Here is a 22,498-nt window from a genome sequence, read left to right on the forward strand (position 1 = left end):
ACTTTTTCATTTCCCTAACAGCTATACATTATTCCTCTATCGTACGATCAAGGAATTCTTTCACACGTTCATTAAATTCTTCAGTCACATTATCAAATGCTTTCGTATGACCTGCTCCAGGCACTAACCATAATTCTTTTTCTCCGCCCGCTGCGTCGTATATTTCTTGCGACATGGCAGTCGGAACTAAATCATCATCTTCACCATGGATGATTAATAATGGTAACTCATTATTTTTCACTTGTTCGATTGATGAGGCGCCTCCAAGCGTATAACCAGCCCTCATCTTTGTAATCACGCTTGTCACGTCAAGAAGTGGAAATGCCGGCAGCCCGTATAAATGCTTCAACTGGTGAGCCAATTCATCTTTCACTGTACTATAGCCGCTATCCGCGATAAACCCTTTTACCTCGCTTGGTAAATCTTCACCACTCGTCATTAATACAGTTGCCGCACCCATTGAGTTTCCATGCAATATAATATCTTCAGCGTCATAATCTTCAACCAACAGGTCAATCCAATCTAAATAATCCAACCGATCATGCCAACCATACCCAATATAATCCCCTTCACTATCACCGTGTCCTCGAGCATCAGGAAGCAAAATATCAAATCCATTTTCATAATAAAACTTTGCTAGTTTCCCCATATCGTCACTCGTGTTCCTAAAGCCATGTGCTAAAATGACAGCCTTGTTCGTATTCGCATCATTATCGATAAATTGCGCAACCAAATTTAAATCGTCATAAGAAGTTATTTCTAATCGCTCTGTCTCCCTTTCACCAAACCACTCATTCGCTTCATCCAGCAATGTTTGATCATCATCAGTAGCTGCCTCATTCACAGCTGAGGCTTCTCTATGAAGCTCGACCTCTGTCCCACGTTTAATCCCTTGTCCATAAAAATAATTCCCTGCAAATATTAATCCAATTAATAACACTCCTATTAAACTTCCTAAAATAATCAGTATTCTCTTTTTCACCATGTATCCCCCTCTGCCTTCAGCCCATTCCATGAATATTGATTTTTAAAATCTTCTATCCGTATAGAAGCTCAATTTCTCATCTACTTATCTGTTAAAATAGTATTCATGCAAAATTAGATTAATTCTATAATACCCTTAATTATCATTAAATTCTAGATAGATCGAATGATTTTTTACACAATATAGCGGTATGAACAACAACTTTTCTGGTCTCTCCAGTTCAGTTGGTCTTCATAACCCCGATGAACGACAAATTTTCCAAGTTCACCGCTCAATTTAGTCTTCATAACCTCGATGAACGACAACTTTTTCAATTTCACCGCTCAATTTGGTCTTCATAGCCTCGATGAACGACAAATTTTCCAAGTTCTCCACTCAATTTGGTCTTCATAACCTCGATGAACGACAACTTTTTCAAGTTCCCCACTCACTTTAGTCTTCATAATCTCAATGAACGACAATTTTTTCAATTTCACCGCTCAATTTGGTCTTCATCATCCCGACAACCACATATCATAAACATTTACGATCACACAACCCAATCGATAAATGAAATAGCTAAAAACAAAAAACTCCAGGTCGTCTTAAGCAAAGACATACACCAGAGTTTTGAATAATCACTTATTCCTTCGTTTCCATTTGTTTTTCAATATAATCTTTTAAAACATGTACCCCTTGAATACAGTCTGACAGTGATGACCACTCATCAGGGTGATGACTTATTCCGTCCTTACTTCTTACAAACAACATAGCAACAGGGACTTTGGTTCCTAGTATCATCGAGTCGTGGCCCGCACCACTTGGAATATAGACCGGTTTAATCTGGTGCTTTTTAAGTATCTCTGCTAATTCTTGCTGAAATTTCTTCTCAATTGGCAGAGGTTTGATTGTTGAATTATGAATCATATCGACATCTAATTCCTTCGTTTCTGCAATAATTTTAGCTTCTTGTTCAATAATTCCAAGCAATTCATCGCGCGTTTCTTCATGAATATCACGAACATCAACAATGAGATTCACTTCACCTGGAATAACATTCGATCCGTTTGGAATAACATTTAGTTTTCCAACTGTAGCGACCGCTGTATCGCTCACCTTTTTTGGGAGTTCTTCTATTTTCTTCACTAACATTGCAGCTGCTACAAGGGAATCTTTTCGTCCGACCATAGGCGTATTTCCCGCGTGACCTGCCTCACCTTTAAAATTGACTTCAAGCCAGGCGGGACCTGCTATCCCGGTAACAATACCGACCGGTTGATTTTCTTCTTCCAAAACTTCGCCCTGTTCGATATGAAGTTCTATGAACATATCAATCGCTTTTCGCTTAAATTCATAATCTAAATATTGCTCCATGTCACTCCCATATTCCTCAATAACTTCGGTAAATGTGTGACCTTGTTCATCGACATAATCAGTTAATTCTTCTTCTTTGACTTGCCCCATAAAAGCCCGACTGCCCATGAGCCCACTTTTGAAGCGCGCGCCTTCTTCATCTGAAAAAATCGCGATTTCAAATGGTTTCTCAGGTGTGTACCCTTTTGTTTTCCACGCCTCCACGACTTCCAGAGCCGCTAAAACACCAAGTGGCCCATCAAAACTTCCACCATCTGGAACACTATCAAGATGTGAGCCGGAAATAATCGGTGATACGTTTTTCAAACCATCTAAGCGCCCAAACACATTCCCTGCCCCATCCACTGAAACTTCGAGCCCGGCTTCATTCATCCAGTCCATCACAAATTCTTTCGCTTGTTTTTCCTCCTGAGAAAAGCCAGGTCGGTTCACACCACCATTTTCTGTTTCACCAATATGGGATAAAACTGCCAACCGACGTGCCAACCGCTGACCGCTAAGGCCATCTGTATCTAATTTACTATCGTAATCCTTAATTAAATTTTCGTAAAAGTTATCCTCATCTTGAAAATATCCCATGAATAATAAAAAACTCCTTTTAAGTTAATTCCCTATTTCTTACTAATATGAATATAACAAAATAAGCGAAAAATTCATAGGAATTTTTATATTATGTAGATTCATCTAGGCTTAATTCTTACAGTAATCATTTGTCGATATCCCAGTCACCTATTGTATTCTGAATCATTTCAATTCTAAAATAAGTACAGGTTAGTTATAATAAACATGAATATCTATTTTGTGGAAAGATGTGATAAGATGCTTGAACATTTAGGAGTCGAGTCCATTCGGCTTGACTTACCTTTTCGATTAAACCATGTAAATTGCTTTGTCGCTGAAGGTGAAAATGGTTGGATTGTGATTGATACTGGCCTACATAATGAACAAACGGCAAGTCGATGGGAACAGGAATTATCGGGAAAGGAAGTTACGGATATTTTTCTCACCCATTACCATCCCGACCATTTTGGATATGCAGGGCGTTTACAAGAAAAAACAGGCGCCAAGCTTTCTATGTCAAAAACCGATGAAAATGCCGCGTTCATGGCATGGGAAGACGACTTTCTAAATTCGCTGCCAGACAATTACACAATTGCTGCGATTCCTAAAAACATTGCCCAGCAAATGATTGAAAATACTAAGGAATTTATTCCGCGGGTCACGCCTTATCCCACGGTTCAACACCATTTCAAAGAAGGTGAAAAAGTCGTGATTGGCCACTATGAATATGAGGTGATTTTTACTCCGGGACATTCTGATGGATTGATTAATTTTTATAATAAAGAAAACCGCGTACTCTTTTCGACTGATCATATTTTGCCGAAAATTACACCGAATATTTCATACTGGTTTCACGGTGATTCAAACCCATTAGCCACTTACCTAACGTCCCTTAAAAAAGTTAAAAAATTAAATGCTGATTTAGTTATTCCGTCACATGGTAAACCATTCCACGGTGCAAATGACCGAATTGACGACATTATCGCCCATCATGAAGAGCGGTTGTCCCAAACAATGACATACGTTAAAGAAGGGGCCAATGTATACGACGTGTGCCAGAAATTATTTCCGAAAGAGCTGACCATCCATGAAATCCGCTTCGCCATTGGAGAAACTCTTTCCCATTTAGAATATTTGCGGGTAAAAGGAGAGCTTGACCGCCATACGCAAGACGGACAATGGATTTATACGAAATAAGCTAAGCAAAGCGAGCTTTTCATTCTGATAGTGAGAGCTCGCCCTTCTAAATTTAATCCTCAATCTGGAAAGTGAATTTGGCCTCTCCATGGTATTCTCCCTTTTGGTATGTCCGTTCTACAAAAGTCACGTTGTCATCACGGTCAACTAATAATACTGTGGATGAGCGTGTCCCGTAATTTTCCATTTTAATAAACAGTGGTGAAAGCTGTTTTTCAAGCTCCACTCCGACGCCTGTATTGGGTAAATCTCCGTCAGCTGCAATGTCAGCCATCGTCAATATTTCAAAAAGTTGCTCAGGTTCAACCTTTTCCCGACCGGCCACATAACTCTCCATCATCTGTTTTCCCTTTTCCACTTTCGGCCATGGCGTATTTAAAAAGTGATTGCTTAAGCCATGGGTGCCTGCCTCTACTTTTTCGATTTCGCCTTGTTTGCTATTAAAATATAGTAATTGGTCCAAGTTTCCAACTAAAAGATTAAAACTGGCATATTGATTTTTCTCTTTTTTAAGATTTTCAACGAAGGACTCTGCTGATTCAGTCCCTGCTAAATAATTTTTCAAAATATCTCCCCGTGACTTTTTATCTGATACATCTTCTTCTGGATTACGAATATTCGTTAACGCTGCAAAACGCCCTTGCTTGGTAATGCCAAGCCACGTACCCATTCCGTGTAAGTCACGACCGGCTAAGACCTGAGGATGATCTTTCCAAAAATGCGCTTGAGCTGTTGGGCGTTCATAAAATTCATCTCGATTGGCAGCAATAATTAACTTGTAGTTCGGGTGTCTTTCATATTGAAAATTAATTAAACACATGTTTATCCCCCTCTATTTAATTATAATCATTACTTCTTTTTTAATAATACTTCATTTCTCTCCTTTAACGCGACCAACAGCTTTCTATTCTATGTAAAATAGCGTTATTGCAATTTAAATAGATTTTTCTAGTGTTAATAGTCAAACTTCAACATTTAAGCAGTTTGAGATACTTTAAAAATATCTATATATTGAATAAGTCATTCAATTTTTAAATTTTGTAGAATGGAGATGATACATATGGGATCTGTGAACGTGGCAGATCAAAAAGGTGAAGAATTAAAAGATGATTACTCCCTTGATAAAGTACCTTTTTCAAAACGGAACATGGGTTGGTTAAGCATCACAAACATAACGTTTGGTATTGCTACCGCGATTTTCTACTTTCAATTAGGTAGTGTAATGGCTCTCCAATTTGGTGCGATTAATGCACTCATTTCAGCGGGATATGCTATTGTCGTTGCCGGTATCATGGGAACAGTTATTGCGTATTTATCTGCTAAATCAGGGATGAATGTCAATTTAATGTCCCGTGGTGGTGGTTTTGGCTATATTGGTGCCTCTCTCACCTCTTTAATTTATGCCTCTAATTTTATAATGTACTGTGCGTTTGAAGGAATGATTCTTGTATTTGCTGTTAACGAATTTATGCCTGCAATTCCTTTATGGGTTTTAATTGTTATCTTTGGGTCAATTGTTATCCCTTTGAATTGGTTTGGCATTAAACAACTAGATAAATTACAAAAATGGTCATTACCCATCTTTTTTATATTTTTAATTACGGCTATCGTTGTGTCTTTTTTCACGCCTTCCTTAACTGAGGGCAGCTTTTGGACCTATATGCCTGAGGGTGTACAAGTTGGCGGATCAGCTCTATTACTTTGTATTGGTATGCAGCACGGGATTATGGGGTTGACTGCTTTATTAGCGTCGGACTATGCTCGCTTTCTAAAACCTGAACATATTAAAGGTGGATCAATCGCTATCGGTTTTATACCGCAAATATTTTGTTACGGTGTGATGGGCGGACTTGGAATTTGGTTTGGTGTACGTTTAGCCGAGCCGAACCCTGGTGTTTATATCGTCCAGCTACTTGGAGTTGGTGGTGCTCTATTCACTATGCTGACTCAGATTAGAATCAACGTGACCAATATTTACAGTAGTTCACTATCACTGTCTAATTTCTTTGAAAATATTTTCAGATTTACACCTGGCCGTCGTTTTTGGGTAGTGGTTGCTGGAATTTCAGCAATGGTGTTAATGCTAGGGGGAATTGTTGATCATTTAGATACCGCACTCACATTTCAAGGTGTTTTCCTATTAGCCTGGGGGGCTGTTCTGATAACAGACGCTCTTATTGTTAAAATGATACTTAAAATTGGCCCAACTTTTTATGAACATCGCCAAGAGAATTTGTATAGATGGAATCCCGTCGGAGTCGTCCCTCTAATTATCGCAAGTGCATTAGGGACCATTGCCGCACTAGGATATATGGGAACGTTTTTAGAACATACCGCTGCTATTTTCGCATCAATCTTAGCTGCCATCCTAACCGTTGTTATTGCCTTGGCAACAAAAGGGAAATACTATTTAAGAAAAGAAGTCCATGATATAGCAAGGGAAGATCATGTAGCTTAATAAAGGGAGCGATGATTTGATTCATCGTTCTTTTTTGTTGATTATATTTAAGCTCTATCAATTAATATGAAAGTTGTCTATAATCGGACATAGAAGTTATATTTTAATTTACATATATTATTAGGGAAATTAATGAGGAGGGACGTTATGCAAAGAGTAACTGATAATTTAGGACGAGACATAACTTATACTTACCCACCAAAACGGATTATTTCGTTAGACCCAGCCATCACAGAAACGTTATTCCACCTTGGATTAGAAGATGAAGTGGTTGGACGCACACGTTTTTGCATTCACCCAAAAGGGAAAGTCGAGCAAGCAGTCAACGTAGGCGGGACAAAAGACATGAAAATAGAACGTATTCATGACTTAAAACCAGATTTAATTATCGCTGAAAAAGAAGAAAACACGAAAGATATGGTCGAGACACTTGAAGCCGACTACCCTGTTTACGTATTTGAGATTCAAACGGTTGATGATGCGTTTCATATGATTGAAGAGTTAGGTGTCTTAATAGGAAAAACCGAATCCGCCATCAACTTAAAAAAAGATATTCTGGCGCAATTTTATCAACTGCCAAAAGCGACAGGTAAACGAATTGCCTATTTGATTTGGAAAAAGCCATATATGGCTGTAGGTAGAGATACATATATTAATGATATGCTTGAAAAGCTAGGATTCGTTAACCCCTTTGCCACTTCAACTGAGCGATATCCGGTCATTACTCCTGAAGATTTGCAAGCGGCCAATCTAGATTATTTATTTTTATCGAGTGAACCTTATCCTTTTACTGACAACCATCACGCAGAATTTCAAGAGTATATTCCTGACGTGACACCTATCAATATTGATGGTGAAATGTTCTGGTATGGCTCACGCATGATTGAAGCAGCTTCTTATTTTTCAAAACTACTCTCTTCTTTTAAGTAGCATACTAGGAGATAAGGTTAAAACCTTTTGTTACTGGGTAAAATTAGAATAAAGATCCCTTTTAAGGAGGGTGAGACTATGTTCCGAAAACGAATCGCTCTGACAGTCTTATTTTTAATTGGAATGTTGGTCATCATATCAAGTTGTGGAACAGAAAATGAGGAAAGCGAGAATACGGACGAAGATGAATTAGTCATCCCATCCCATGTCGACTATAAGGATGTGGACGTCACACAAATTGTGAAACCACAAAACGAACTCGGGTTTAAACTTTTGCCAATGGTTGATCCGGATGAAAATAATAATGTATTTATGTCACAAACAAGCCTTTTCATGGCGTTATCCATGGTTTATAACGGAGCTGATGGTGCAACAAAAGAAGAAATCGCTAACACACTGCAGTCCGAAAATATCGGTTTAGAAGATTTAAATAAAGCAAATGCCGCCTTACTTGAGAATTTGCATGATAAATCAAAATCTGAATTGAACATTGCCAACTCCATTTGGCTTAATGATGAGTTTGCCCTTGACGATGATTTTAAACAAAATACCTCAGATTATTTTAACGCTAAAGTACAGGAGATTAATATTGGCGACGCAAATGCAGCTGACGACATAAATGATTGGGTAGAACAAGCCACCAATGAAAAAATCACCGACATGGTGGACTCCCCATTAAGTCAGGACTTAGTCGCTATGCTCATTAATGCCATTTATTTCAAAGGTGACTGGAAATATGAATTTAATAGTGATCTTACAGAAACACATGACTTCCAGACAAGCGATGGCGATACAAAACAAGTGCCGTTAATGCAACTGGAAGAAGAGTTAAATTATATGGAAAATGATAAGTTCCAAGCAGTCGAACTCCCATACACGGACAATGAAATGAGCATGCATATCTTTTTACCAAAAGAAGATTCGAGTCTAGAAGATTTCACTGAGTCACTTACACTTGATCGATGGGAAACATGGCAAGAAGATTTCACCGAAACGGAAGGAACGCTTATGCTACCAAAGTTTGAATTAGAGTATGAAGTCGATTTAAATGATCCATTAACAGAACTTGGGATGAAAACAGCTTTTGACACTGAAGAAGCGAATTTTCCAAATATTTCCTTGGGCGACGAACAAATCTTTATTAGTGATGTCAAACAAAAATCATATGTGAAAGTGAATGAAGAAGGAACTGAAGCAGCAGCTGCAACCGAGACTGAGATGGAGGTCACGTCATTCAATCCGGATACATTCGACATGATTGTTGACCGTCCATTCTTTTTCACCATTACAGATAACGACACGGGAACCATTCTATTTATGGGAAGCATGGCTAACCCACCAGAAGGAAAAGAATAAGTGAACAAAAATCGAGACGCCACTCCATCCAGGAAGGGCATCTCGATATTTTTTCGGCTTGGGATATGCTTTAGTGAAGATAAGCTAAGTCCCAATAGCTAATGTACTTAACACCAATGTAATCAAAGAGAGGAGTTGTAAGACATTGTGTTGCGCATCAGGAATAATATGATCTTTAATCGGTGGTAGAATTTTAATTGTTTCCCTGAAATGAGCATTATAAAGAGTTCTTGAAAATTGCTTTAAATGTTTTCCAGTTAAATAGGGCATCCACCATGTTAATAGCTGCATGACAAAATGAAAAAACCATATGATTATCGATACAATCATCAACCATTTTATATTAGTAACAAATAAAGCTATTGCAGTAAGAATGATGAGACCATTTACAGTAGCTTCTAACAGCTTTTCTTGCAATGAATATTTTCTCAGGTCATTCCATGGATATAAATCTACTAAAGTTGTGACTTCAAAATAAATGAATAAGAGAATTTGAAGAGCAATCGCCCATTGAAATAAATCCATCCTCGTTCCCCTCACCCTTTTCCTAGTTATCATATATTCATTATATGCGCACCTTCCCCAGAAGACTTGCGTATTAGGAATGATTTCTCGTCAGACTAAAGATGGATTTAGTAATGCTTCTTTTAGAGTAGACATCCTTAGTTCAATTGATTTGATAAAAGGAGGAATTCTTCTCCTTTTATCGTGATTGGTACACCCCATTTAAACCGAATTTCTAAGAGACATTTGGTTCGTATATCTATCTTCCACGAATATCTCTGAAAAATCCCCTCCTGTTTCAAGTGCTGCCTGTTTAACATGTTCTTCCCCCTTGCGCTTGATTTCTGAAAATATTATATATTCTTTATACATTTTTCATTACAAAATAGCTTCAATATTTCGTACGATATTTTCTCAGTCTAGAGGTGAGGGGGATGCTCAATCTCTGTGACCGAGCCGATGCCTATGTGAGTTAGAGCGAGCCGCGCGACCTAAGGGCATTCCCGCGCGAATTAAGATGAAAGATGCGCGACCTAAGGGCATTCCCGCGCGAATTAAGGTGAAAGATGCGCGACCGCATGGGAATCCCGCGCGAGTTGAGGTGAAAGATGAGCGACCGCATGGGAATCCCGCGCGAGTTAAGGTGAAAGATGCGCGACCGCATGGGGATCCCGTCACCTCGATACAAAATCAAGGCTCACACACCTCTTATATTTAACCACAAAAAAAAAGAAGGAGGGCTCCCTCCTTAACTCACTTCACAACAAATCGCGTCTCACTATAACCTTCTTTTGTTTTAGTCACTTCAAGGATAGCTGGAAAAATTGCTTTTAACTCTTTGACATGAGAGATTACCCCAATCATACGGCCTGTTTGTTGCAGATCGACTAATGTATCGATTGATTTATTGAGAGACTCCTCATCAAGGGAACCGAATCCTTCATCAATAAACATGGTATCTATGGATATATTTCCTTGAAAACTTTGAATCACATCTGACATGCCGAGTGCCAGACAAAGTGAGGCGTTAAATTTCTCTCCTCCAGATAGCGACTTAACATCGCGGGTCTGCCCAGTATATTCGTCGTAAACGTCAAGGGCGAGACCACTTTGTCTGCCGTGAGCTTCTTGGCGGTCACTGCGAATGAGAGAATACTGGCCATTTGATAAATCTCGTAAACGCTGGTTTGCAGCATCAATAATTTGATCTAAATAATCGATTTGTAAGTAACGTTCAAACGATACTTTTTTACTGTTTTGACCGCGAATGACGTCGTGTAAATCTGCAACAACATTAAATTGTCGTTCACTCTCCGCTGTTTTCTCATTAGATTCAGCAATTTTTTCTTTAAGGGTTGTGACCTGTTTTTGGTATTCAAGTGTTTGGTTCCATTTGCGAGAAGCTTCTTCACTGACTTTTCTGGCCTGAGATAAATCAGCGTCAAGTTTGCTAAGATCTTCTTTTTCTTTATCTTTCAAGTGAATCTTTAATTCACCAACCTGTTCTCTCGTTGTGGATAGGTGCTGAGTGAATTCCTTAATCTCATCCTTTAACTTTTTCTGGGTTTCTACATTGAGTTTGGCGTCACGATAAATTTCTTCAGTTGAAAATTCAGCTTCTACCAAGGCTACCTTAAATCGTTCTTCCGCCTCAAGTCTCTTTTGTTTTGACTCGGACAATTGCTTTTCTACATTGCTTAAGTTTGTCTCTGCTTCTGTAAACTTCTCTCTAGCAGATTGTAAATTCTTTTGAGCCGCTTCCCATTTCTCTTCCAATGATTTCTGCATTGCTCCCATTTCAGTGATCTTTTCTGTTAGTACAGCTAGTTTACGTAACTCATCGGGAATCTGGCGAATGCGCTCCTTATAAGCTGCTAAGTCACCAGCTAGTTTTTGATTGTTTTTATGATAGGTTTGCTCTTTTGCTTCTTTTTCCGTCTTTAGTTTTTTAATTTCTGCTTCTAAGATTTCTTTTGTTTTTCTCAACTCGTCTAATTTGGTTTTGTTTGCATCAAGACACGCCACTTCTTCTTTTAGTTTGACACCTTGCTCAGATAATTTTTCTTTCAAAGTGTCGATATTTTCTGTGGAAATATTCATTTCCTTTAAATCATTTTCTCGGTCAGTCAGCCGAGTTAGTTCGCCACTATGGGCTTTTGCCGCTTCTTGATATTCCGTTTCTTTTTGATCAACTATTTTTTTATGCGCATCTAACTTGTCCCGGCTAACATCTTCTGAGTGACTCATCGCTTTTTGAGGATGTTCCAAACTACCGCAAACCGGACAAGATTCTCCATCATGCAAATGACTCGCAAGAACGATAGCCTGATTGTTGAGCCAAGTGGATTCTAATTTGTTGTACTGATCTTTCGCCTGTTCTAAAGCACTCTTTTTCTGTTGAAGCGTTTTTCTCGCTACTTTTTCGTCTTTTTGAGCTTTTTCATAAGCCATGACTAGTTTCATTTGATTTCTTAGTTCTGTTAATAATTGATGTTTTTCCAATCGGGTACTATCTGCTTGTTCGAATGATTTTATATGCTGCTGATTTTTCTCTAATGTTTTCTCTTTTTCATTTAATAAGGTATTTAGTTTTTCAACTTCTGCTTGCTCTCGGTCAACTGCTTTCTTAAACTGGGCAAGCTCTTGTTTGTTTTGATCGATTTGTTGAACGGTTGGATAAAATTCCTTAAGACGGGTGACCTCTTTCCCAACATTTTCCCGCTCATCTTTATTCTTCTCCTCTTGTTCATATGAGGTCTTAGCTTGCTTAACCGCTTCTTCAGCTACATGCTTAGTTTGACGTGCATGTGTCAAACTTTTTTCTTTAATCGTTTGATCTTCTCGCCATTCTCGTAATCTCTCTTCGACTGGTTCAATTTTGCTCGCTCTTTCAGCTTTTTCCAAATGCATTTCTTTCTGTTTAACAACAGGGATCTTTTCTGTTAATGTCTTCAGAAGTTTTTCTTTTTGTTCCAATTCCTCAAAACGCTCGTTTGTCGCTCTCGCATTATGAAACTGTTCTTGCAGCTTTTGTTGCTGTTTACTGGCTTCATGATACGCTTTTTCATCATGACCAATTTGCTCCGTATAATAATCGAGTTCTTTTTCCAAAGCAGCCAACACTTGATTTACATTACTATAGTCTTCCTCGAGCACTTGAAATATTTCAGCCTCTTCACGTTCAGGTAACACAGCTTTGATATGTTCGATATATGTATCGCGTGTTTGCTTTACTTGATTGAACACTTCTGCAGCTGCTGATTTTTTCTGACGCAATTGCTCACCCATATGTTTATATGAATCTGTTTTGAATAAACGTCTTAAAATTTCTTCCTTATTTTCAGTTTCGGACGTAAGTAATTTTCGGAATTCCCCTTGTGGAAGCATAACAATTTGTTTAAATTGATCTTCGGTTAACCCCATTAAAGTTTCTACTTTTCGATTAATCTCAGAAACTATTTGCCGATCAACACAAGGCTCCTCGCCTCCATCAACCATTTCATAAAACTCATAACGCTCTCCGGTCTTCGTCTTGTTTCCTTGTTTCACGTGACCTAATTGACGAAGGATACGATACGTCCGTCCTTTCAATTCAAACTCCAACTCAGCTGATGTATGAGTATCATCATTTGCAAAATCACTGCGAAGCATCATATGATTCTCACGGTCTTCCCCACTTGCTGTGCCATAGAGAGCAAAACAAATACCATCAAATATCGTTGTTTTTCCAGCTCCAGTATTTCCAGAAATGACATACAAATCATTATTTTGAAGTTCGTTAAAATCAATTGTCTCGGAATCCTTATACGGACCAAACGCAGTCATTGTTAACTTAAGTGGTTTCACATGTATTCTCCCCTTTCTTCCTTTCTCCCTTTCTCGCTTCTAATTTGAAGTTACTTTTTCTTTTGCACTTTTATCAATCGTTTCATTTTCTATTTTTAATTGCTCGTCCAATATTTCTTTAAAAAGATCTTCCGTTTCCTCTGTTGCTGGTATACCTTTTACCTCTTCATAAAAGGCTTTAAAAAGATCTAAGTCGCTCATTTGACTCCTAACTTTTACTTCTGACGTGTCAGAGCTAGCGCCTGAAGTGAATACTTTTCGTTCAACATGCATCGCGTTTGGATAAACAGATCTCACTTTTTCCATCGGTGAAAGTATCGGTGTTTCATCTAATAATCTAACAAACACATAATCTTCGCTGATTGGATGGGTTAAAATTTCTTCCATCGTTGCTTCCACTGTTCGCATATCACGTACCGGGGTTAAATTGCGTTTTTCAGTTGTCACGTTCCCTTGAGCATCCAGCTCAACAATATAATATCCCTTATGATGATGTTCTTCTGAAATGGAATATTTTAAAATCGATCCTGAATAACGCACCGTTTCAGACATGACTCGGTGCGCCTGATGTAAATGGCCTAGCGCTGTGTAATCAAATGATGAAAAAATATCGGCACCGACATACTCAGCACCACCAATCGAAAGTGGACGCTCTGAATCACTTGTATTTTCCTCTTGTTCCCCGTAAGGCGTCACAAAAGCATGACCGACAAAGACATGACGTGCATCTTCTTTCATATTTTCTTTAATGTGCTCAACTATTTTTTCAGCAGCGTCATGATGTGTACGAATTTCATCGTCTTCAAAAACATTGCGCACTGTACTTGGATCAGTGTATGGCACAAGATGGAAATGAACTTCTCCGTGCTCATCAGACAACACGACAGGTTCTATTTTTCCAGGCAACTCACCTACAATATGGTAACCATTTTCGCGCATCATTTTACTCCCGAAATTCAATCGGCTTGGACTATCATGATTTCCCGCAATTGCTAAAACAGGTATTTTCAAATCCAATACAATTTCGTCAAGCACTTTATCTAATAGATGTACAGCTTCAGTAGGCGGCACAGCACGATCATACAAATCACCCGCCACGACAACCGCATCGGGTTTCTCTTCTTTAATCGCCTGGATAAACTGATTAAGAATATACTCTTGGTCTTCTGTCATATAAACCCCTTGCACCAATTTCCCTAAATGCCAATCAGCCGTATGGAAAAACTTCATCATTAACCCTCCTATTTCTTTAAAATATCTATATATCATTGCCAGCAAAAACGCTAGTCGAAAATTATTAACCTATATTTTTAACTGATTCTATTTTATAACAAGCCATCCAATCTATCAAAAAGGTAAAATTCAATTTTTATACCTACGTTAATATAGAAAACGTAATTTTTACCCATCAAAAAAAGAAAAGCGATACCCCATTTTAACATGGTTATCGCTTTTCATATATATTACTTAAACTTTAACTGGAAGTTTAATCAATGCCTGCTCAATATCGGCAATAATATCAACCGCATCCTCCAAACCAACAGACAAACGAATTAATCCTTTCGAAATACCGAAAAACTTCAGCTCATCTTCAGGAATCGATGAATGGGTCATCGATGCAGGGTGTTGAACGAGTGTTTCAGGGTCCCCTAAACTAAACGAAATCATCGCTAACTCAAGCAAACTAATAAACTTCTTACCTTCCTCGACCCCACCTTTTATTTCAAATGAGACAATGCCACCCATTCCGCGCATTTGTCGTTTAGCTAAGGCATGCTGCGGGTGGGACGCTAACCCTGGGTAATACACCTGCTCAACTAGAGGGTGGTTCTCTAAGAACTCAGCGACTTTCTGAGCGTTTTCACAGTGTTTTTCCACCCGAATACCTAACGTTTTAATCCCTCTTAAAATTAAAAATGATTCCCACGCATTAAGTGGCTGACCGAGGTCACCCATAAAATCTTTATGCATTCTTTGAATCATTTCTTGATCTGCACAAACAAAGCCCGCAATCGCGTCACCATGACCATTTAAATACTTCGTCGCACTATGAATAACAACATCTGCGCCTAAGTCAAGCGGTGTCTGTAAACACGGCGTCATAAACGTATTATCAATAATAAGCGGTAGCCCGTGGGCCCGACTTATATTTGAAACGGCTTCAATATCAATGAGGCATAATCCAGGGTTAGACGGTGTCTCGATATAAATGGCTTTCGTATTCGGCAGAATTGCCTTCTCAATTGCATCGACGTCTGTACAATCCACGAATTCAGCTTCAATACCGTATCTTACTGCAAAGTTTGTTAAAAACTTATGCGTTCCCCCGTAAACATCTTTTGTTACAATAACATGATCCCCATGTTTTAAAAACGCAAGCAATGCTATCGAAATAGCGGCCATACCACTGCTGACACCTAATGCATCCTCTGCTCCTTCAAGTGCAGCAATCTTTTTTTCAAGCGTACGTGTTGTCGGATTGCCGTATCTGCCATAATAAACCCCTTCCATTTCACCTGAAACAACAGCCGCTGCTTCGTCAGCATCTTTAAAAGAATAGGCAACAGCTGGAACGATGGGCTCTGAAACCACTCTCGTTTTCTCATCAGGTGTTTGTTCCAAATGAACTGCTCTCGTATTAAAATTCCAATCTTTACTCACAAAATCCCGCCCCTTTTCATGTTTTCACAGTTATTGCAGTTGACTATTTGCTTTAATTTTCTCCACAATCGAATTCATACTTTTAATAATGTGTGTTTCCATTGCTTTTTTAGCTTTATCTTTATTTCCCTCAATCATATAGTCCAAGATTAACTGATGTTCATTAACTACCGTTCTCGGCTTCCCTTCCTTAGATGGTGCCAATCGTCGATAGCGATCTATATGATCTTTCAACTGAAGTAAAATCTTAATGACGGTCTGATTATTACTCAATTGATGAATATATTTATGAAATTGCTCGCCATAATTTACTACTTCCTCAATGATTTTTTGCTTGGACATTTCTTCAATCATAAACGTGAGGTGTGAAAGTCTTTTTTCATCTTCTCCGGTCATATTATCAATAGCCTGTTCCACCGCAACCGCTTCCAACTTACTTCTCACGATAAAAATTTCTTCAACATCTTTAATAGATATAGGAGAAACCTTTAGGCGGCCATTCGCTTTCCTAGTCAGTAAATCTTCGTATTCTAATCTCTGGATGGCTTCCCTTAATGGAGTTCGACTTACTTCTAATTCTTTCGATAATGTTTGTTCGACAATCGATTGATTTGGAGAAAGGGTGCCATGAATGATTTGTTTTTTTAAAACATGATACGTGTAATCATTCGCAGATGCCCATCTTCCTTGCGAAACATTTTTATTCAATATGCTCTCACCCTTTGTATAATTGTATACAATTATACTATTCTAAATTAGTCGAAGCGTCAAGAGGAAATTATCTGAATTATGTTTAATAAATGGCTTTATTATGTCCAATCAGTTAAAAATACTTTACAAATTTGTGAACTTTGCTATAATAAATATAAGGAAATTCACAAATCGGACACATGTTTAGGAGATACATTTTGAAATGATGAATAATAAGGGGGAGCAAGCATGATTTCTTTATTTGGATCAATTACGATGGTTTCTATAGCGACGTATTTTTTCATGGCTTGTTTATATTTAATTACTGAAAAAGGGAATAAATTAAAAAATCGAACGGTTATACTTTCTTTTATCTGTTGGTCGATTGGCGGTCTACTTTTCATTTATTCAGGCTCTTACGCTGAAACACATGGTATGTTAGGTGCAAGCGTTAGTGTCGAGACACTTTTTAGCATATTAAGTCTTGTCTTACTCGGTAAAGTCTTCTTTTCTAAACAAAATGAAGAAGTAACAAATAAATCAACTAACCTACATGTCTTTTAAATGACTAAGATTGGTCATATCCAACTCAAGCGCCCAGCCACTAGATTGATAGTGGCTGGGCGCTTGAGTTTGTGTTCTTCAAAGTATCTTTATAGTTTTTTTATTAAATTAGCCATTTCTATCGCTGAAACAGCTGCTTCAGCTCCTTTATTTCCTGCTTTAGTTCCAGCCCGCTCAATCGCTTGTTCAATCGTTTCTGTCGTTAATATACCAAAAATGACGGGCGTATTCGTCTGAAGTGAGGCACTTGATACCCCTTTAGCAGCTTCATTACACACGTAATCAAAATGGGGTGTTGCCCCGCGAATCACCGTACCTAAGGTGATAACCGCATCATAAGATTGTGATTCAGCCATTTTTTTAGCTACCAATGGAATTTCAAACGCCCCTGGCACCCAAGCCGTATCAATATTTCCTTCGTCCACCCCGTGTCTTTTTAAAGCATCCGTCGCACCTTCTAATAGTTTACTAGTAATAAAATCATTAAACCGCCCAACAACAATCCCGATTTTTAAATCTGCCCCGACGACATTCCCTTGATAAATATTTCCCATGTCTATTCTCCTCTTTTATTAATTATTTTTTGTCAGATGACCGAATTTCTCAATTTTCGTTAATATATATTGCTTATTCTCTTGATATACCGTTGTATAGTGTGGCACTCGTTCGACAACGTCAATATTATGCTGCTTCATAGCTGCTATTTTTTCAGGATTATTTGTTAGCAGCCGCATCGAATGAATTCCCAAATCCTTTAGTATTTGAGCAGCTACTGTATAATCCCTTTCGTCTGCTTGAAAGCCTAATGCTTCGTTCGCCTCTAATGTATCTAATCCTTCTGATTGCAGTTTGTATGCTTTTAATTTATTCAACAAACCGATACCTCGGCCTTCTTGACGTAAATAAATTACAACCCCTGCTCCTTCCTCGCTGATTTGTTCTAAGGCACTATCTAATTGAGGACCACAATCGCATCGCTTAGAACCAAAGACGTCACCAGTCAAACACTCAGAATGAATCCGAACTAATATTGGTTTATTGGAGTCGAGGTCACCTTTTACAACTGCAATATGTTCCTTATTATCCAGCTGATTTGAATACCCGATGACCTTAAACGTCCCATAGTTCTGCATTGGTAACATGGTTTCAACTTCCCGCTGAACAAGAGATTCATTTTTCTGTTTATATTTGATTAAATCTTCAATATGGATAAGTTTCAAATCGAACTTTTCAGCTAGTTCTTGAAGCTGCGGAAGTCTTGACATTGTGCCGTCCTCATTAATAATTTCACAGATAACGGCAGACGGAGCCACGTCACATAATTTTGCTAAATCAACCGACGCTTCCGTATGCCCTTTCCGTTCAAAAACACCCCCATTCTTTGCAATGAGTGGAAAAACATGTCCAGGTCGTTTAAAATCTTCTGCAACTGACTTTTCATCAATCAGCGCCTGTATCGTTTCCGCACGTTCAAATGCACTAATCCCAGTTTCTGTCTTTTCATGGTCAACGCTGATAGTAAAGGCTGTTCCATAAGGATCTGTATTTTCGTCAACCATCATATTTAAATTTAATTTACGTGCCCTATCACTCGTAATCGTTGTACAAACCAACCCTCTCCCGTGAGTAATGAAAAAATTAATGAGTTCAGGCGTTGCTTTTTCCGATAAGGCGACAAAATCACCTTCATTTTCTCGATTCTCATCATCGACAACAATGATTGGTTTACCTTTTTTTAGATCAGCTAAAGCGTCCTCTATCTTATAAAACATCTTATCTCCTCCTACATAAAACCGTTATTTATTAGAAAGTTTTCGTTAAGTTGATCTGAATGAGCTACCGATCCTAACTTCATCAAATGGTGAACATGTTTTAAAAGCATATCGCATTCGATGTTCACGATATCACCAGTCTCTTTTGCACCTAAGGTCGTTTCACTAACCGTATGGGGGATGATAGATAAAAGTAGACTCGTTGCTCTATTTTTAAAAATCGTTAAACTAATTCCATCAATGGCTACTGACCCTTTTTCGACAAAATAAGCCTCGAGATGTCGCGGTACTTCAATTTCATAATAAACAGCGTTCTCTTGAGCTTCCTTTTTAATAATGGTTCCAGTTGTATCAATATGTCCGGTTACAAAATGACCACCAAACCGTCCGTTAGCGGCCATCGCCCGTTCAAGATTGACAGGTGAATGAGTTTTTAACCCGTTTAAAGACGTTGCTTTGATGGTTTCTGGCATAACGTCGACTGAAAATGAATTCTTAGAATATGTCGTCACTGTTAAGCAAATGCCGTTTACCGCAATACTGTCACCCAGTTCAACATCTTCAAGCACAGTTTCTGCTATAATCTCAAGTTGCATCGATTGATTGGCTGTCTTTTGTATACGTTTAATGCTGCCTACTTCTTCAACAATCCCTGTAAACATAGCTTTCCTCTCCTTTGTACGTTGCAACAATCTTTATATCCTCCCCTACCTGCTCTACTTGCAGAATAGAAAGTGACGGTACTTCTGCTAATGATGCAAACCCAGTTCCTAAAAAAGATGTTGGCGCTCCATACCCGCCGATTAACTTAGGCGCCATATAAACAATAAGCTGATTAAACATTTTTTCTTGTAAAAATGAACCGTTCACTGTCGCTCCTCCTTCAACAAATAATGACGTGATTTCATTTTGTCCTAAAACGTCGAGCACTTCTGGTATGCGGATTGTTTCATCTTTAAGTTGAATAATCCTTACTTGATCAGATTGCAAAAACAGTTTTTTCGCCTCTTCAGTTACTTTATTGCCTACTATAATCCACGTCGATGCCTCCGGGTCTGTTATTACGCTAGCATCAAGAGGTGTTCGTAAATGTGTATCTAAAATAATACGAACCGGATTTCTGCCGGCACCAACTTTTAACCTTGTCGTTAAACTAGGATCATCAGCAATCACCGTCTCAACGCCAACTAAAATCCCGTCATGGCTATGTCGATAAGTGTGTGCGTCAAATCGCGCCGTCTTACCAGTAATCCACTTGCTTTCCCCCGTTTTTGTCGCTATTTTTCCATCTAGGCTCATCGCAGTTTTCAATGTGACATAGGGCCTTTTTGTTTTAATAAAATGGAAAAAAAGAGCATTTATTTTTTGTGCTTCATCTTGTAAAACACCTGTTTTAACATCTATCCCCGCAGCTTGTAATATTTTTATCCCATTCACCTGCTTGTTCGGATCTTTCGCTGCTATCACAACACGCCTAACGCCACTTTTGATAATTAAGTCGGTGCAAGGCGGTGTCCTCCCTTGGTGACTACAAGGCTCAAGTGTTACATAAAGTGTAGATCCTCTTGCTTCATCACCTGCCATGTGAATCGCATGGACTTCCGCATGTTTTTCACCAGTTTTAAAATGTGCACCGAATCCGACAATATCACCATCTTTCACAATAACAGCACCAACAACAGGGTTGGGTGATGTTTGGCCAATGGTTTCTTTAGCAAGATTTAACGCCAATTGCATAAATTTTTCATCTGACATGATTTTCTCCTTTCCGTTATCTTAGGTCTAAATCTAGTTTCCAGTTCGTAAAGGCTTCCTTCTATTTTCACAAAAAAAAGACCTCTGAAAGTATCTTCAAAGGCCTTGATGGTAGAATTTTAATGAACGAACACAATAAAAATAAATTAGGCAAAATAATTCATTAAACAAGCGCAGATTAACTACCTTGCTTATTGAATCATTATTTTAGCTTTACTGTTTTAAGTTAAGTCATGTGTAACTAAATAAACATACATAAAACAGTCATGCCTATGTACAGATTTTGTTCGTCTAACAAAATTCCTTCTCCCATCCAGACTATACTGTCGGCTCTGGAGTTGCACCAGATCCACCGTGAGGTTTCATCAACCACACGGGTCACGGACTAAGAAGCACTGCTTCATCACCGTCGGTTGGGAATTTCACCCGACCCCGAAGGAATCATACGATATATTCAATTTTCAAATTTAGTATAACATTATTTTGAAATGAAATACAATAGTGAGATTTAATTTATAAGCCGATATTTTGGTGCTTCATCATCTTTTTTATTCAGCGTTCTAATAAGTATTGCAAATCGGTAAATGCTGCTAGAATTGCGCTCACATCATACTCGAAAACCAAAATCCGAGAAACGTTCCGATATAATTTCCAATAATATAACCGAGTGTACCGACAACAAGTATAGGGCCGACTAAGTTTTTCCAACCCTTAGCAATCGCCATCGCAGCCGCTGTTGTTGGACCCCCGATATTGGCATTACTAGCAACTAAGATATCTTCTAAATTATATTTTAATAGTTTTCCGGCACCAAGTGAGATAACCATATTAAATAGCACGATGATAAATACAAAGACTAATAGTAGTGGTGCGTTTTGGACAATAAGTGGAATGGATGCTGGTACACCAATTACAACAAAGAAAATATAGATTAAAAACGTCCCCATCTCTTGACTTCCATTAATACTTTCAAAATATCGTGGAAATAGTGCCAACATGATAAACGTAATTGTCGTTAACATTAAATACTGATCACCAAACAAGCCGTTCAAAAGAATTAAAATAAATGAGCTTCCTTCCTCAGCCGGTATGATACCAGCAATAAAATCAGCAACTTTAAATGACACAATCACAAGTAGAAAAGCCGTCCCGATGGCGAGTGCCATATCTTTTAAAGAGATTTCCTTCCTCTTCCAAAAGCTCTCAGCTAACGTTTTTCCGTCATCATTACCGATTCCTTGCTCAACTTCTTCTATATGTGGGGTCTTAAATCGCTTTCTAAAAAAAGCAATTGCCGGGATCATCATTAAAATTACGAAATAGATTGCCATCATTAAATTATCTGCAACAACTGTCGCTGATACCATTTCTCCGGGTGTATCGAATTTAGCCGCCATAGCCGCAAAATTAACGCCACCCCCAGTATAGGACGCACTCATCATCGCCCCGATTTTTTCAAGGTACGGTATATGATCTTTTAAAATGATAAAGCTAATAATCGTCCCTGCGATCGTTCCAACCGAGCTGATGAAAAAGATAATGAGCAACTTTCCACTTTCCTGCCATATTTTTTTAAAATTAACATGGAATAAAAGAAGCGGAATAGCTAAAGGTACAATGACATCCCAAACAGCATCGTAAACAGATGACTCTGTTGGAATAACCCCCGTATTGGATAATATAATTGCCCCAATCAAAGCAATAATTGCTCCAGATATTTTTGAAGCCCAGTTAAACCGTTGCTCCAAATAAATACTTACCGACGCCCAAACAATAAGAATTCCCCAAAGAGTTATCGTATCATCTGGTTGGATCAGTGTTTGACTCATATTCTTTTCTCCCCCAAGATTTTACATGTCATAATAA

The 22,498-nt window shown here is 38.4% G+C and carries 18 protein-coding genes and 1 riboswitch; of the genes, 5 read left to right on the forward strand and 13 right to left on the reverse strand.

Translation table 11 applies throughout. The features are described 5' to 3' along the window. Positions 1-28: 28 nt before the first annotated feature. Complete coding sequence (locus KQI49_RS03720) at positions 29-985, reverse strand: alpha/beta hydrolase (protein WP_216486901.1); 957 nt, start codon at positions 983-985, stop codon at positions 29-31. A 621-nt stretch (positions 986-1,606) separates the two neighbouring features. Beyond that, positions 1,607-2,917 (reverse strand): M20 family metallo-hydrolase, encoded by a 1,311-nt coding sequence (locus KQI49_RS03725; RefSeq protein ID WP_216486903.1) that lies wholly within the window; start codon positions 2,915-2,917, stop codon positions 1,607-1,609. 240 nt (positions 2,918-3,157) lie between these two features. On the opposite strand from KQI49_RS03725, the gene KQI49_RS03730 reads away from it, so the two are divergent. Then, positions 3,158-4,096 carry an MBL fold metallo-hydrolase gene (locus KQI49_RS03730; RefSeq protein ID WP_216486905.1) on the forward strand — a complete coding sequence of 313 codons (939 nt, stop codon included), beginning with the start codon at positions 3,158-3,160 and terminating at the stop codon, positions 4,094-4,096. A 52-nt stretch (positions 4,097-4,148) separates the two neighbouring features. Here KQI49_RS03730 and KQI49_RS03735 read toward each other — a convergent pair whose 3' ends face one another. Beyond that, complete coding sequence (locus KQI49_RS03735) at positions 4,149-4,916, reverse strand: NRDE family protein (RefSeq protein ID WP_216486907.1); 768 nt, start codon at positions 4,914-4,916, stop codon at positions 4,149-4,151. A 240-nt stretch (positions 4,917-5,156) separates the two neighbouring features. On the opposite strand from KQI49_RS03735, the gene KQI49_RS03740 reads away from it, so the two are divergent. From KQI49_RS03740 to KQI49_RS03750, 3 genes are all read left to right on the forward strand, one after another. Next, a complete protein-coding gene (locus KQI49_RS03740) occupies positions 5,157-6,554 on the forward strand; it encodes a purine-cytosine permease family protein (RefSeq protein ID WP_216486909.1) in 1,398 nt (465 codons plus the stop codon). A 147-nt stretch (positions 6,555-6,701) separates the two neighbouring features. Beyond that, entirely contained in the window at positions 6,702-7,484 is a 783-nt protein-coding gene (locus KQI49_RS03745) for an ABC transporter substrate-binding protein (protein ID WP_216486911.1), read from the forward strand. Between the two features lie 78 nt (positions 7,485-7,562). Next, positions 7,563-8,840: a serpin family protein gene (locus KQI49_RS03750; protein ID WP_216486913.1), complete on the forward strand. Its 1,278-nt coding sequence runs from the start codon at positions 7,563-7,565 to the stop codon at positions 8,838-8,840. 84 nt (positions 8,841-8,924) lie between these two features. Here KQI49_RS03750 and KQI49_RS03755 read toward each other — a convergent pair whose 3' ends face one another. The 5 genes from KQI49_RS03755 to KQI49_RS03775 form a co-directional block, all read right to left on the reverse strand. Then, on the reverse strand, positions 8,925-9,365 hold the full coding sequence (locus tag KQI49_RS03755; RefSeq protein ID WP_216486915.1) for a hypothetical protein: 441 nt from the start codon (positions 9,363-9,365) through the stop codon (positions 8,925-8,927). A gap of 732 nt (positions 9,366-10,097) precedes the next feature. Beyond that, positions 10,098-13,190: an AAA family ATPase gene (locus KQI49_RS03760; protein ID WP_216486916.1), complete on the reverse strand. Its 3,093-nt coding sequence runs from the start codon at positions 13,188-13,190 to the stop codon at positions 10,098-10,100. Positions 13,191-13,229: 39 nt separating this feature from the next. Continuing rightward, entirely contained in the window at positions 13,230-14,420 is a 1,191-nt protein-coding gene (locus tag KQI49_RS03765) for an exonuclease SbcCD subunit D (protein WP_216486918.1), read from the reverse strand. A gap of 237 nt (positions 14,421-14,657) precedes the next feature. Then, the gene (locus KQI49_RS03770) at positions 14,658-15,851 is read right to left on the reverse strand and encodes a trans-sulfuration enzyme family protein (protein WP_216486921.1); all 1,194 of its coding nucleotides are present in this window, start codon (positions 15,849-15,851) and stop codon (positions 14,658-14,660) included. 30 nt (positions 15,852-15,881) lie between these two features. Beyond that, on the reverse strand, positions 15,882-16,559 hold the full coding sequence (locus KQI49_RS03775; RefSeq protein WP_216486923.1) for a GntR family transcriptional regulator: 678 nt from the start codon (positions 16,557-16,559) through the stop codon (positions 15,882-15,884). A 231-nt stretch (positions 16,560-16,790) separates the two neighbouring features. Between KQI49_RS03775 and KQI49_RS03780 the strand changes: the two genes are divergently transcribed. Continuing rightward, positions 16,791-17,105, forward strand: coding sequence for a hypothetical protein (locus tag KQI49_RS03780; RefSeq protein WP_216486924.1), 315 nt, complete (start codon positions 16,791-16,793; stop codon positions 17,103-17,105). Between the two features lie 89 nt (positions 17,106-17,194). On the opposite strand, the gene ribH is transcribed toward KQI49_RS03780, so the two are convergent. From ribH to KQI49_RS03805, 5 genes are all read right to left on the reverse strand, one after another. Then, positions 17,195-17,659: a 6,7-dimethyl-8-ribityllumazine synthase gene (gene ribH, locus KQI49_RS03785; protein WP_216486925.1), complete on the reverse strand. Its 465-nt coding sequence runs from the start codon at positions 17,657-17,659 to the stop codon at positions 17,195-17,197. A gap of 18 nt (positions 17,660-17,677) precedes the next feature. Next, a complete protein-coding gene (locus KQI49_RS03790; protein WP_216486926.1) occupies positions 17,678-18,877 on the reverse strand; it encodes a bifunctional 3,4-dihydroxy-2-butanone-4-phosphate synthase/GTP cyclohydrolase II in 1,200 nt (399 codons plus the stop codon). A gap of 11 nt (positions 18,878-18,888) precedes the next feature. After that, positions 18,889-19,539, reverse strand: a complete 651-nt coding sequence (ribE, locus tag KQI49_RS03795; protein WP_216486927.1) for a riboflavin synthase — start codon at positions 19,537-19,539, stop codon at positions 18,889-18,891. Further along, on the reverse strand, positions 19,520-20,632 hold the full coding sequence (gene ribD / locus KQI49_RS03800) for a bifunctional diaminohydroxyphosphoribosylaminopyrimidine deaminase/5-amino-6-(5-phosphoribosylamino)uracil reductase RibD (protein ID WP_216486928.1): 1,113 nt from the start codon (positions 20,630-20,632) through the stop codon (positions 19,520-19,522). Before ribD ends, ribE begins: the two co-directional genes overlap by 20 nt. Before the next feature lie 297 nt (positions 20,633-20,929). Then, positions 20,930-21,076: riboswitch (FMN riboswitch) on the reverse strand. A 158-nt stretch (positions 21,077-21,234) separates the two neighbouring features. Beyond that, positions 21,235-22,461, reverse strand: coding sequence for a DUF819 family protein (locus tag KQI49_RS03805; protein WP_216486929.1), 1,227 nt, complete (start codon positions 22,459-22,461; stop codon positions 21,235-21,237). Positions 22,462-22,498 lie beyond the last annotated feature (37 nt).

Origin of the sequence: Virgibacillus sp. MSJ-26, from assembly GCF_018918075.1 — a bacterium.
Classification (GTDB): Bacteria; Bacillota; Bacilli; order Bacillales; family Amphibacillaceae; genus MSJ-26.